The organism is Microcoleus sp. Pol12B4 (genome assembly GCF_036701385.1).
Taxonomy (GTDB): domain Bacteria; phylum Cyanobacteriota; class Cyanobacteriia; order Cyanobacteriales; family Microcoleaceae; genus Microcoleus.
The window spans coordinates 14,097-28,167 of record NZ_JAUBQR010000071.1 but is presented as its reverse complement, the minus strand read 5'-3'; the positions used below and the strand labels follow the sequence as shown (position 1 = coordinate 28,167).

The window sequence follows — 14,071 nt, the reverse complement described above, 5'->3', positions numbered from 1 at the left end:
TTCTGTGCTGCCTCTGCTGACTCGCTCAAAGGCTGCTAATAAGGTTTCAACTTCATTTTCTCTGCCGTAGAGTTTTTGAGGGATTTGAAACTTATCTGTAATATCTTTTTGGGCGATCGCAAAATCTGCAATTCCTCCCGTAGTTTTTAATTGTTCTAGGCATTCTTCTAAGTCAGCGATAATGCCCCAAGGGCTTTGATATCTGGCTTCAGCGGTTTTCGATAATAGCTTCATCACAATCTCAGAAACAGCTTTAGGAATTTCTAGATTGATTTGATGGGGCGGTACTGCTTGTTTAGCAATGTGACAGTGGATTAATTCCATTGCATCGCTGTAATCCCATGGCAATTGCCCCGTTAGGAGTTCGTAAAAAGTGACTCCTAATGAGTAAAAATCAGTGCGGTAGTCTATTGCTCGGTTCATTCTGCCTGTTTGTTCCGGCGATATATAGCTAAGAGTGCCTTCTAAAACATTAGGATTTTTCAGGGTAGGATTTTCGCGCTTTAAAACAGTAGAGATGCCAAAATCTATAATTTGAACTCGCCCTGTGTTTGAGTTAATAATAATATTGCTGGGATTGATATCTTTATGAATGATTTTATGTCGATGAATTTCACCTAAAGCCCTGGTTATTTTAATACCTATTAATAAAAACTCTTCTAAGGTAAGTTGGTGAGAAGCCAACAAGAGCTTTAATGAGTCTCCACCACAATCCTCGAAAATGATAGCCAAACTGTTATGGTATTTTTCTAAGCTGTAGGTTTTAGGCACACTTTCTAGGTTAAGATTGTGTGTAATTTCGTATTCCTGCTTGTATCTAACTAACGAAGCTTGCATCGGATAATCTTGTTTGAGAAATTTGAGAATTACCGGTTGCTTGTTTTGCTTTCTCACTCCTCGGTAAACTAAAGAATTATTACTTTCATGGATTTGGTTAATAATGTCGTAGCCCGGTAAGTTAATCATTCTTACAGCCTCTTATCAGTATTAATACTAAATTATTTTTTTTTAGAACTTGTTAATTAATTAAGTAGATGTATCCTCTAATACATAACAATAACCTGAAACTTAAGAAAAGCTTAAGGTTTAAAATAAAAGTTATTTTTTGTTAACATTTCTTAAAAATAAGACGGCTAAACATTCCAGTCAGGAGTGCGATCGCTCCACAGTTTCCTGCAAAATCCGGCAAAACAGAGTGAAGTGCGATCGCCGTTGAGCTTCCTAGGAGATTTGGGCGCTGCATAATTAGAGTATAAATATGGGAATTATCATGTAATGAAAGCGAGTGCAAATCACTTTATATAGCAATATTTGCAGGAGTAGTAAATTTGTTACCCCACCCCAATCCTTCCCCGATCAAGAGGGGAGAAAGTAAAAAAATTACAAATGATTTAGGATTGCTATACCTTACCTAAAATTTCAGGATATTCTCGTTCCTGCACTATTGATATCATGTCCGAGCAATTAACCATAAGATCCTGGTCGGGGCGCGGGTTTTTGAGATTGTCAATTATTGGCAGGTAATGTTGCTGAACCAGCCTCTACAAAAATTGCGGTCGCTCGACCGAACATGATATGATACATTGATTCAGCAACGCCTCTTTTTCCTTCTTCATTCAACATCTCCATTACCAAGGATTGCCAATCATTGTAAAGGCAGCCCAATAATAAGGATGCAAAAGCACTCGATCGCCCCGCGCCGCAATTTCCGGAGGCAAAATTAGACTTATAGAAAGCCCATCGACTCGCAGCATCCCGTCTTGAATCCGCACGCGCCCCTGCAGCATCTCCAATTGCGCGCGCCGCAAAGCCTCCGCTTTAATCATCAAATTGCCACCGCCTCTGGGGGCCCGCAACTGCCGATAAAACTCAGTCATCAGCCCCAAAGTCCCCTCATCGCTGACTTCCCACAAACTCGCTAAAGCCGATCTAGCGCCGCTAGCTACCGCCAAACCCGCAAACCCCAACTCCGCCTCTTCGTCGCCCAAAGCGGTACTGCACGCGCTTAAAACTAACAGATTCACCGGCGGTTCATTCCACCGCAACTGCCGCATTTGATCGATACGCAATTTAGTATCCCACAACTGAATGTAAGAATTTTTGGGTTCCCCAGGCTGGAATTCGCTGTGAGTTGCTAAGTGAATGATGCCAAAAGGCCGATTTGCCCGCTGAGCTTGCAAATTTCCAAGAGTAAAATCTTGATTCAAAAATGATTTTCCGCGATCGGGCGGCGCGATCGACTCTAACTCCACTGGTACCGCCGGTAATGGCGCTTTATCTTCAAATACCGACGCCCCCATCGCCAAAATTTCATCATCAGCAATATTGTCGTAGCCGATATCAGTTAAACTCAGACTCGGCATCACGCTAATGCTGTATTTCTCAACTAAAAAGCCTTTGCCGTCGTGAAGGGCCGCAAACGGCACGCTCCGCAAACCTGCTGCCGGAATTACAATTAAATTGTCAATCTTTAAAGCTGCAAATTCTGTGGCAACTGGCGCAATTAACCACCGATAAAGTTTTTGCGCCGTATCCAAATAACTAATGCTGCTTCTTTTGCGTGGATTAGTTATTTCGCTTTGAAATACGTCAGCTAGTTGCAACACCTGCCACCGTGTTGTCGCTGGAATTAAAACGCGCCTCGGTTCAGCGTTAGCTGTTACTAACACTAATTCTAAATACTCCCCGTTAGGAACATCGGAAACTTCTTTGCCATCCGGCTGCAACCTCTGGGTCAACTTATGTTCTAAGGGATGAGGGGGATGGGATGCGAGGTTGGTTCTCACAGGCAATAGATTATATAAATCCTGACTGGCCACCACTACAGAATCATTTTCTTTGGCGGCGCCTGCATCCGCTCGGCTGACCCAATTCATATAAATAATTGCCGATTTAATTCCGGTAATTTCTTCGTTTTTGCGAAGATTTTCGTAAATCACCGACATATTACTAATGGGTCTTCTTGCGGGCAAGTCCAGATATTTTTCGTATTCGCGAGTAAAGGTTTTCTCAAATGCTAAAACTCCCGACTCGACCGAATCGAATCTCCGATAAGGAAGAAAAATATCCGGGCTAATTTGGGAAGTTTTGTCTGGACTTTGCGATCGCAATTCTACTTGCACAGATGCAGGAAGTGACAGCGCAGGATCGGGATTTATGGGGACTACTGGTACTACAGGCGGTACCGCAATTGGTGGGGCAATTGGTTCGGGGGTTGGTTCGGGGGTTGGTTCGGGGGTTGGTGGAGGAGTAGAGGGCGCGCCCAGTGTAATTAGGGAAATCTGATTTGGTAAACTTCCTTGGGTGTAAGTTTGTCCAAAAGAAAAAGTGGGCAAAATGGCGTTTCCCGCGCCAGCATTAATGCTTCCCAGGGTTCCATTGTCGATCGCGCCGCCAACTACAAACGGTCGATCGATAGCGCCTCCGTGGCGAATTGCGATCCTCCCCGCTGCTGCACCTCCGGCAGTAGAAATACTGGAAAAATTGCCCGCTATATCGTTGAAAACATTGTTCGAGCGAAACAAACCGAGGGTTGTCACATCAACGCTACCACCAGTACCACCAGTGCCGCCTTGAGCGTTGATAAAGCCCAACTGAATGTTATCAGTCGCGCTCAGGGAAACGCCCCCGCCGTTGCCGTTTGAAGTGCTGCTGGAGTTGAGATCGAGAGCCGAAATGCCCGATGAAGAGGTGACGGTAATATTTCCGCCGATCGCCCCGGAAGCGTTCAAAGCTCCCGCAGTTAAAGGACCGGCATTGCTTTGGAGATCGATCGCGCCTCCTGTTCCCGTTGCCGATGAAGAGTCGATCGCACCCGCTGAAACAGTGTTTCCCTCAACCCGAATCCTCCCACCGTTCGAGGTAATATTACCAGTCCGAACCTCGCCGCTTCCTTGCAGGTTCACGCTGCCGCCATCCGTCCTTAAATTACCCTCTAAGAGGACATTTGCTGCCTTGATATCGGCTCCCAAAGCAGCCGCGCTGTCCCCCCCGAAGGTAACAGAATCTCGCGCGTTAACGCTCAAACTGCGCGCTGTAATTGTGGAAGCAGCCGTCACGCTAGCAGCGTCAGCCGAGAGCAGGCCCAACCTCTGAGTTTGACCGACTAGGCCCTCAAAAGTAATGTTGCCGCCAGCGCGCAGCGTCAAATTATTAGCCCGGCCCGGCGTGCTGTCGAGGGTATTGGCAAAAGCGATATTGCCGGTAGTGGCGGCTAGGGTGGCGGTGCGATCGACTGTGACGTTACTATTGAAATTCATGTCGCCAGATGTCGCAATATTGCTCGAAACCTTGGTACTACCGGCGTTGACAGTCAAACTCGCCAGCGGTGCAGCTTGACCGACGGTAGCGCCGAACAGCACTCGCTGAGAGTCTAGTCTCAGGGCGCGAGCTCCGTCTACGCTACCGGAGAACAGAATGTTGCCGGTAACTTCCGTGCTCAAAGCCACGTCAGCATTGAGGGATGCGTTTCCTGTAAAAGTGAGATCGCCGCCGGATGTCGCAATGTTGGCGTTGAGATCAGTTTTGGGCGCGTCGAGAGTCAAGCTAGCGCTGCCGGTTGTGATCAGGGGATTGTCGATCGCGATCGAGCTGCCTTGAAGTGTCAGCGGGCTATTGAAGGTAATGGGTGCGACGATCGCGATCGACGAGCTGCTACCGTTTTCGCGCCCGATCGCGATCGAACTAAAACCCCCCGCCAAAGCGCCGAGATCCGTTGCAGTCAAGTCTAAAAGCCCCAAAACATCGCCGGTGCCACCGATCCGAATTGCTCGGCTATCGTTCGGCTGCAAGCGAATTGTTCCCCCCGCACTGCTGACAGAATTGCTGCCGCCTCTGAAGTCAATGCCGTTAGCAGTGATAGCAATATTGCCGCCGTTAGCATTGAGTCCGCCCAGAGAGATGCTGCTGGCGAAAAAGTTGATGTTGCCACCTTGAGTCGCGATTAAATCGTTGGGGTCATTGACAACAAACACTCCACCCGATCTAAATGTTACGGTGTCTCCCGTTCTCGCTTGCAGCGAAAGTTTGTTATCGGGCAAGTCTTGGAGGGTGATGTAGCCGGGGGTTTCTAAAACCACGTTGCTGCCGGCAGCCATCTGTTCCAACTGCACTTCTGAGATCGATGTTTCATTAGGTTCTGGTGCCACTTCGAGTCCGCCACCGGTTGATAGCGCGCTGCTGTCGCCGTTACCGCTGACGATCGTAATATTTGCCGGATCTAGCAACAAATTGCCGATCGCACCGTTAGTTGCGCGGGTATCGACCTCTCCTTGGAAAGTTAAAGCATTTTTGCCGGAAACTTCTACTCTTCCGCCGTTACCTGCGGCGATGCCCCCGCGAGCACTAATCTTGCCGAAGAAGCGAGTTGTATTGTCTGACCAAATTACCGCAGTGCCGGCATTACCGCGGTCGATCGCGTTGGCTGCGATCGTAGAATCAGGACTAACATAAGTTACCAGTGCGTTCGGAACTGGTTCCATTCCCCGGAAACCGCCTCCGACGCGCACAGTACCTCCGCCGTTCGTCCCGGAAGCATCGATATTTGCGCCGAACAGTCCGACTTTTTCCCCTAAAATATTAACTGTGCCGCCAGCATTCCCAGAAGGAGCAAATACATTTACAGAACCGGAGACGATCGCACTTCCCCCATTTATCCCCACTGTTTGGCCGCCAGTCAGTACCAATTGACCTTGTGCGTTAGTCGTTAAACCTGTGGCTGACGCTACGCCGGGGCCCGTCAGCAACTGAGGCAAAGAAACCGGGGCGATCGCATCTTTTTCCGATTGCAAAGACGGAGTAATTTCTAAACTCAACAAATTGCCGGTTTGACTGATACGGACTGCATTTTCTCCCGGAACAGCAGCCACAGTAATTTGACCGTTTGGAGCGGATAATTTGCCTGTATTAATAACTGTGCCACCGACCAAACTTAAACTTTGTCCGGTGCCCACTGCTAAGTTTCCCGCATTGACAATTGTACCAACTTGTAAGTTATTAAAATTAAGTTGATTAGGATTTCCCAGTAAAGCTTTGTAATCATTAATTCCGCTAGAATTAAACCAGCGATCGCCGAAACCAATACCTGTAGCAGTTGTCGCCAAAAACGATCCCGGCACGTTTAATCTAGCATTTTGACCGAAGACAATTCCCGCCGGATTCATTAAGAATAAATTCGAGTTGCCACCGGTTACAGAAATCAGACCGTTAATTATGGAAACATTGTCGCCGGAAATCCGCCCTAAAATATTTTGAATACTTGGATTAGTTAGAAAATTAGCTATTTGACCTTCGCTGAGATTAAATTGGCTGAAGCTGTGAAACAGATTTCCCCCGTTTCCAGACAGTTGTCCGCCGCTAATGTCTGTGCGATTTTGCTCCGACTTAACAACAGTATTCGTGCCGTCAGTAGCGGGAACGACAGGTTGTGATCGCACTGCTAGCGGTAGCAGCCCAAAACCTAATGTCAAAATTAGAGCAGAACGAAAATAGGTCATTGGAGGAAGCTATTAGTCATTAGTCATTAGTCATTAGTCATTAGTTCTTAGTCATTAGCCGGAAGGAAGAGGGAATTCAGAAAAGCCAATTCTCCATTAGCAAATTTAATCTCTTCTCGTTTTGATTTTTTTTGAGCTGTAATGTTCCGCAAAAGTGCCAATAAACTTAAAAAAGTCGATTAAACACCGCCACCGCCGGGGGTCGATCGCACTCCAAAACCACCCCTTGCCAGAATGTCGGAAATTTAAGGCAAATTTTGTATTGATCTGTAACAAGTGTATTGACAAAATCCCCCCAGAGTCCTAGGATTAGAGCACGGATGGGGTGGGAAAGTAAAAACCCACACAATAACTGGCTCCTCTAATAAAGTTAAAAACAAAATACTGATGCTTTTAGAGATCAACCATGCAAACTCCAGCTTTCCCATTTCTAACTGAACAAATAGTTGAGCAGATATTTTCGTCAGGCGAACTAACTCGCAATGACAGACAGCGAATTCAGTCAATGCTCTTAAATGAGTCGATCGGCGAAAATGAATTGAGCTTAATTGAAAGAGTCATGGAAGGCGTAGTCAAGGGAATACTTGACGTGATGAATTAGTTGATAACTGGCGCTAACATATCTAAATGTAGGGTGCGCGTTGGCGCACCTTACCCTAATTTTAAATAAAAAAATCGCAAAGCGAAAAGCGAAAATTCTGTCACGGTTCTAAAAATCATCATCCCGGCTGTCATCCGGGCCCTCATCCGAGTTCTCATCGCGACGCACAAGTTCAGAAGGAGGTCTATCGTTACTCCAAGCCCACCACACGTCCCCGCACTGGCAGCGGTAAAATTCTTGCCACTTGCGGCGGTTGAACTCGGTGTATACTGGCGATCGGCGATTAATCCAGACCTCAGCCGCATCAGTGCAGCTAGCACCGCACTTGGGACAGCAAAACTCATTAGCGTGAACCGCCGTCGCAGTCCATTCAGGAGGATGTGGAGCAAAAGCTTCCATGTGTGAGAGTTTCTATCTAAACTGCTGGTAATTACGGCAAATCAAGGGTTGCTAAAGATCCGCAGACTTCGGAATGACCTAAGCAATGACATAAGTACGCTGTTGAGTGCGTAATTCATCTGCCCGTTATTTTTTTTAGTATTTGCCGTCAGATGAATAGTATAACTGATGTGGTGCAAACCTTCGATCGGCATTCTCAACTATTTCAAGGACTAGGCTCATGTCTATCTACAATCTTATCTCGTTTCTGGGCATTTTTGGCTTATGTGCGATCGCCTGGATTTTTTCAGAAAACCGACAGTCCAAGTATATTCCCTGGCGCGTCATCATCTGGGGCATTGGACTGCAATTAGTCTTAGGATTTTTAGTATTCCTGTTCCCCCCAACTCGCATCGCCCTAGAGTGGTTTACTGGCTTACTCGATGGAGTATTCACCGCTGCTGACGCTGGAGCGAGATTTGTATTCGGGAGCAATGTTGTACCGATACCGGGTAAAGATCCGGCAGTTAATTTAGGATATATTTTTGCCTTTCGAGCTTTACCGACCGTCATATTTTTTTCTGGCCTCATGGCCTTGCTATACAACATCGGCGTGATTCAAATTATTACCGAAGTTTTTGCCAAAATCTTTTATATGACAATGCGGTTGAGCGGCGCGGAAGCCCTCAGCGGTGCAGCCAATATTTTCGTAGGAATTGAAGCGGCAATTGTCGTCAAACCTTATTTGCCAAAAATGACTCGTTCCGAACTTTGTGCAATCCTCTCTTGCTGTTTTGGAACTGCAGCTTCTTCAACTTTAGCAATTTACGTCAGTTTTCTCAAGCCAGTTTTTCCCAATATTTTAGGACACTTAGTTTCCGCTTCAATTATCGCCATTCCCGCTTGTTTTGTTCTCTCCAAAATCTTAGTACCCGAAACAGGCGTCCCCCTGACAATGGGTGGCATTCCCAAGGAAGAACGGAAGCCTAAAGGGCGCGAGTTTGTGGGCGAAGAAATTTCCGACATGGACGGCGAAGAATTCAAACAAGAGACTGTTGGGGGAGAACCCATCGAACGAGTCAGCCCTCTCGATGCAGCGATAATTGGTGCATTAGACGGGGTAAAAATGGCAGTGGCGATCGCCGCTGTTTTGATTTTAATTTTAGGCTTAGTTTCCTTAATCAATCAATTCTTTGGTTGGCTGGCCATTTTGCCCGGCCCAATTGGTGGCTTTTTCAAAGTTGTCACCTTAGCCAACATTATGGGATTTTTATTTTATCCCCTGACGCTATTAACAGGAGTTTCCATTGACGACTCTTGGCAAGCATCAGTAATCATCGGTCGCAGGCTATTAGAAACAGCCATTCCGCCCTATCAAAGTTTAGCAGAAGCATCGGCAAAAGGACTGGTGAGCAATCGTACAGTTTTAATTGTTAGTTACGCGCTTTCCGGCTTTGCCCACTTAGCCTCCGTCGGCATATTTGTCGGCGGCACGATCGCCCTAATTCCATCCCGCCGCAAAGACATTTCCGAACTCGGTTGGAAAGCATTATTTGTCGGCACCTTAGCAACAATGATGATCGCTTGTATTGCGGGAACCTTCGACACCGGAGATGCCAGTATTTTAGGCGCTAAGACAGCCCCTGCTGCCCCGTTAACAGCCCCTGGATCTCCAAAATCATCGGCGTCCCCAACCGCGAATTCAAAGCCGTCAGTTGCCCCAGCAATTGTTAGTCCGAAGCCGTCGCCCAATACCGAAAAAGCAGATCCCACAACTCAAGAATCTCCTTCTTCCGCCTCCAAGAAAAACCCTTAATATCTTCTATTGACTTGTAGGGGCGCGTTTTACAAACAATATTGAACTACCTTCAAAAATTTACAGAAACCCGTCCCCACACAACTAATAAGCTATATCACCTTTGATTTCGATCGCATCAGCTATTGGGTGGGGGCGGGTTTAGGAGATTGTAGGTTTTAGGCAATTATTGTCTGTAAAACCAGCCCCTATAAGCTCCTGATAGATATTATTGTTTTTTCTACAGATGTAATTACTAATTACTAATTACCAAAAATTATGAATCCAGATCCAGAAATTCGCCGCCTGTTAGATGTGATGCCAGCCTCCGGCCGCATGACGTGTAAAATTATTAATAAGCCACAACAATCAACGGTAATTGACTGCGATTTTCCTTTGCCTTGGAATCAATCTCGCCCGATTTATATTAATTTTGATTTGTGGCGGCTGCTATCTAAGCCGCAGCGGGATTTACTGCTATTGCGGAATGTAAGTTTTCTGTGCAATTTTAAGTGGTTTAAACCGGATATTTATCAAGGTGCTGCTTTGGCGGGAATTGTCGGGACTGTTGTAGAATTGTTGCAGGGAGATGCGATCGGCACTGCGATCGCGGGCGGTTTGACAGGACTCGCCATGACTCGAATTTGGCGAGACAACCGCAGTTCCCAAGTAGAGTTAGATGCTGACGAGGGGGCGATTAGAGTAGCGGGAAGGCGTGGTTACAACGAAGCGGAAGCGGCCGGACATTTGCTTGGGGCGATCGAGGCTGTGGCGCAAATTGAAGGGCGCAGTTTGGATTTTAACGAATTGATTCGGTGTCAGAATTTAAGGGCGATATCGGGTATTTCGGCGGTGGGCGTGCCCGATAGTGTGAGACAAGAGTGAAAAAACCTAGATATAATCAAGACGGAAACCCATAAAATCCACAACTATGCTAGTCCTGCCAAAACTGCAAAACCTGCGCGATACTCTACCTATAGAAGGAGCTGTCCGAATTGAGTTAGTGGAAGGCATACCAATTTTTAGAGCCTCCACCGCTGTCAAAAATCCCATCCAAGAACTGTTAGACAAACAACAAACTTTGCCTCTAAATTCTGACGAAGAACAAGAACTCAATCTTTACGAAGAAATCGACGGTTACCTCAGTTTTGTCAATCGGACTGTCCGCAATCTTTTCTTGGGCCAGATTCAGGCTACTGTGTAGAAATGTCGGCTCGCCGTCAAATCCCAGAAAATATCCAAAATCAAGTTCGTCAGAGAGCAAACTGTCTGTGCGAATATTGTCATGCCTCCGAACAATAGCAGTACGTAGAGTTTACTATCGAACACATCATTCCCCTAACTAAAAAAGGGACTAACGATATTGAAAATTTAGCATTAGCTTGCTTTCACTGCAACCGCAAGAAATCTGATAAAACTAGAGCGATAGATGCTCAGTCAGACGTAGAAGTACCGTTGTTTAACCCCAGACAAGATAGTTGTCGCGAACATTTTATTTGGTCTGCGGATGGATTATCAATAGTTGGTTTGACTCCAATTGGACGAGCTACATTTACAGCATTAGTCTTAAATAGAGAGAGAGTCATTGGGTGCATCTCACTTTTGCAGATACATCAAGTAGAAAGTTGACCATTGAGATAAGCACAGCGAAGAGAAAGGATAGAGGAAACACTCTCGATATTCCACTGCGCTCCCGATAATTTCACCCTTAGTCCAATCCGTTTAATCGTTGATTCCACTGTTCCAGAACCGATAGAACTTAAAGATTCTTCTTTATAGTATCGGTAGTTAACTATTCGGTTGCGATGGAACTCTAAATAATTGCAAAAGGTTTTAAATCCTTTTCTTTTCAACTCTTTAAATAAATTGATAACTTCATTAACTTGACCGAACCATAACAGAGTTTCGGCTTGTTTTAATCGTTTCAATGAACCCCCGGCTTTGTACAAATTTTCTTTCAGATGATACCAATCTAAGATTTCTTGTCTTTGTTCAGTCACTCCAATTTCTTGAAACAAGTTCCAAATTCCGGGATGACCATCCCCTATACAATATATAGGATGTAGCAATTTTTGGCTATTACTCCAATCAATTAAATCTTGATTATTTTGAAATAATGCTCCGCAATAAACATTATCTAAACACACGGCTTTATAATCTTTCCAATAACATGGCTCACCCTTGTTTTCGTTGCGTAGCCTGACTTTACCTCCATCTAAGGTAATTTGTTGGACTCCTTGTTTAGATGTAGGCAATTCAAATTCTTGGCTATGAACTAATCTCTGTAAGGTACTATGAGAAACTGGGATTCCTGTGAATGTTTCTAAATCTTTTTCTCCTTTTTGATAAGACTCGTTGGCGCTGATTATCAGAGCGCACTTTTCCATCATTGGACTGAGTTGACTATAAGGTTTTAGCCCGAAATATTTCGCCTGATTGTCTGTAATATTCAGCAATCCGACTAATGATTTTACGGTTCGCTGTCTTCCGGTTTTAATTCCTGATACTTTTGAAAAAAAAACCTACCTAGTTCGGGCCCAACTTCTTTTAACATTTTTTGACGTAGAGAATTTTCGATAGTTTCAAAATTTAAAAGTTCGGTTGAATCTGTATTTCTGTAAAGAATGGATGCTACCCCTTTTAAGTGTGCTTTTAGGCGTTGTTGGTCTTCGGGTGTCATTTTTTTTACCTCATCTTTTTTCACATTTTTACTAGCTTTTTCATTTTAGCCCTTTTTCATATATTTGCAAAAGTGAGATGCACCCGAGTCATTAATATTCTGACCGCTGACAAAGCTATCAAATGACATCCACCTGCAGGCGATTTAATTCAATCAGAAAGTTGAGCATACTGAGAGTGACTCAAACTTTGAGGAGCTACCTCTGCGGCAAAATTTGTACTGCAATGAAAGATCGATTCCTGCGGAAATCTTCGCTAACGCACTTATTTTAATTATTTTAATCGAAAGTGCGATCGACCGAGCCATCCCCTAAGACCTACCTATGACCTAGAACAGTGATAAACTTGATATTCATACCCATCCACCGCAGGCAACTCGCGCGATTCAAGCTGACATTTTTGTGGTTCTAGATTGACAGGTGCGCGAAAATTAACCAGCCACAAATCAAGCGGACGTTCTAATTGACTGAGCGTTTTGTCAAGTGTCCCTGCCACTATTTCCGCCCCATCCTTTCTCTGGTTAGCCAAAAGAAACAGCGGAGAATCAAAGGCTTTAACTTCTTCTTTCTTCCTAACATCCGTTACACCCGCTACAAAATCCATTGCCGAACTTCTTTCCCATTCCCACCCTATCCCCATCAACTCTCCTATTTCTACATGAGTCTTTTGAGTAGTGGCAATTAGGACGGGAACTTTCGAGAATTCGCGGATAACCGGAATTAAAAGGTCGGGTTTGTAATATTTGCGGTAGCCGAGATTGGAATTTACTGTGACACCGCTAAAAAAACCCATTACTAAAATTAGCATGACTGCTTTTTTGCCAGCAATTTCCACAGCAGGTAAATTAAACCATTGACTTTTTGTTGTAGGTGTGTTAAAAATAACCGCCAAGGTTGCTCCTAAAAGCAATATTACTCCCGGAAAGTAGACGAAATTGTATCGAGCGCCGCGAGTTAGGTCAATCCCTAGAATATATGCAAAGCTGAAAAATAGAAAAATTGCTCCTAGCACAAATCCGCCGAAAATAACAGTACCTAAACGAGTATCGGTTGTTGTTAAGGAATTTTGAAAAGCGCTAAACATGATCGGAAGCACCAATATCAAAAATATTGTCATTGCGATCGCCGATGCAACTACTACTGCCAAATTTGGCGATTCAACGGGCAGCAGAGACATCACAGTGATCCATCCAGCTAAAGCTTGAAAAATCGGATTAATCACATTTAAAAATGTGCGATCGCCGCTGACAATCCAATTAGTTAGTTCGTTGCCGTATTTATTTGACAAAAATACCGGCAGCCAAACTAAACCGCCAGCTAAAGTGCCCATCGCTACTGCGAAAAGCCGCCACAGGATTTGAAATTGCCAAATATTAGGCCGCTGGCTGTTGTCAATTGGCAACTTTCCATTTAACTGCTGCCAGATTACCGCAATTAATGCTATTGCTTCGGCACACAAAGTTAGTGCAAAAAAGTAGTGAACCGCAATTCCCAAACAGTTAACAACTACCCAAAGCAGCACAGCCCAAATAGGCAGAGGAGCGCGCTGTTGCAGCTTTTTTGCAGCTAAGGCGAGGCAAAAAAGAGAGGCAATAACTAATAAGATTCCTAAAGTGTAATGGCGAGCTTCTTGAGCGAGATAAATGCCGTAGGGAGAAACTGCTATCATCGCGGCCGCACATTGACCGACTAAACGAGAACTAAAAGCAAATTTGCCCAAAAAGTAGATAGCGGGAACTGAAATTACGCCCAATAATGCAGGAAGAGCTCGCCCAATCCAAACTAAACTATCCTCGGTCGGCCCAAACAGTCGCATCCACCAGTGGGCGAACATAAAATACACTGGTGGATGGTTGCTTTCTAGCAGCAAATGGTTGAGAACATCTGCAATGCCAGCATTGGGGCGCAATTGTAGCGGTTGTAATAATGTAGAAAGGTCGATCGCGCGATCGAGCGGCACCCCTCGAAAACTGTTGCCCAAACTAAAAACTATAGTCGAAAACTCGTCCGTCCACAGCGGTTTCGAGTCCAAATTGGCAAAGCGCAAAATAAAAGCGATCGCCGTCCACAGCAATAGCAACAACAGTTGTTTGTTCTTTATCATTAATTCAGTCATTCAAATGCA

Annotated in this window: 10 protein-coding genes; 5 read left to right on the top strand and 5 right to left on the bottom strand. The window is 45.1% G+C overall.

Annotated features, from left to right (window positions below; genetic code table 11):
• Together QUA38_RS12330 and QUA38_RS12325 are read right to left on the bottom strand one after the other, a co-directional pair.
• A partial coding sequence (locus QUA38_RS12330) for a serine/threonine-protein kinase (RefSeq protein ID WP_333162114.1) occupies nt 1-966 on the bottom strand: 966 nt, incomplete at its 3' end.
• 662 nt (nt 967-1,628) lie between these two features.
• Complete coding sequence (locus QUA38_RS12325) at nt 1,629-6,494, bottom strand: CHAT domain-containing protein (RefSeq protein ID WP_333162112.1); 4,866 nt, start codon at nt 6,492-6,494, stop codon at nt 1,629-1,631.
• Nucleotides 6,495-6,900: 406 nt separating this feature from the next.
• Between QUA38_RS12325 and QUA38_RS12320 the strand changes: the two genes are divergently transcribed.
• On the top strand, nt 6,901-7,095 hold the full coding sequence (locus QUA38_RS12320; protein WP_333162110.1) for a hypothetical protein: 195 nt from the start codon (nt 6,901-6,903) through the stop codon (nt 7,093-7,095).
• A 108-nt stretch (nt 7,096-7,203) separates the two neighbouring features.
• On the opposite strand, the gene QUA38_RS12315 is transcribed toward QUA38_RS12320, so the two are convergent.
• Complete coding sequence (locus QUA38_RS12315) at nt 7,204-7,494, bottom strand: hypothetical protein (protein WP_333162108.1); 291 nt, start codon at nt 7,492-7,494, stop codon at nt 7,204-7,206.
• Between the two features lie 220 nt (nt 7,495-7,714).
• Between QUA38_RS12315 and QUA38_RS12310 the strand changes: the two genes are divergently transcribed.
• The 4 genes from QUA38_RS12310 to QUA38_RS12295 all read left to right on the top strand — a co-directional run bounded on the left by QUA38_RS12310 (nt 7,715) and on the right by QUA38_RS12295 (nt 10,897).
• On the top strand, nt 7,715-9,289 hold the full coding sequence (locus QUA38_RS12310) for a nucleoside transporter C-terminal domain-containing protein (RefSeq protein WP_333162107.1): 1,575 nt from the start codon (nt 7,715-7,717) through the stop codon (nt 9,287-9,289).
• Between the two features lie 258 nt (nt 9,290-9,547).
• On the top strand, nt 9,548-10,153 hold the full coding sequence (locus QUA38_RS12305) for a DUF3318 domain-containing protein (RefSeq protein ID WP_333162106.1): 606 nt from the start codon (nt 9,548-9,550) through the stop codon (nt 10,151-10,153).
• Nucleotides 10,154-10,199: 46 nt separating this feature from the next.
• Entirely contained in the window at nt 10,200-10,472 is a 273-nt protein-coding gene (locus QUA38_RS12300; RefSeq protein ID WP_333162104.1) for a hypothetical protein, read from the top strand.
• 116 nt (nt 10,473-10,588) lie between these two features.
• A complete protein-coding gene (locus tag QUA38_RS12295; protein ID WP_333162119.1) occupies nt 10,589-10,897 on the top strand; it encodes an HNH endonuclease signature motif containing protein in 309 nt (102 codons plus the stop codon).
• Here the strand turns inward: QUA38_RS12295 and QUA38_RS12290 are convergent.
• Both QUA38_RS12290 and QUA38_RS12285 read right to left on the bottom strand, forming a co-directional pair.
• Nucleotides 10,882-11,948 (bottom strand): ISKra4 family transposase gene (locus tag QUA38_RS12290; protein WP_333162118.1). Its coding sequence is split into 2 segments (ribosomal slippage): nt 10,882-11,777 and nt 11,777-11,948, totalling 1,068 coding nucleotides; the frame shifts between segments, so codons are not numbered across the junction. The two genes, QUA38_RS12295 and QUA38_RS12290, sit on opposite strands and share 16 nt — an antisense overlap.
• A 320-nt stretch (nt 11,949-12,268) precedes the next feature.
• Nucleotides 12,269-14,050, bottom strand: a complete 1,782-nt coding sequence (locus tag QUA38_RS12285; RefSeq protein WP_333162102.1) for a glycosyltransferase family 39 protein — start codon at nt 14,048-14,050, stop codon at nt 12,269-12,271.
• Nucleotides 14,051-14,071: the final 21 nt, after the last annotated feature.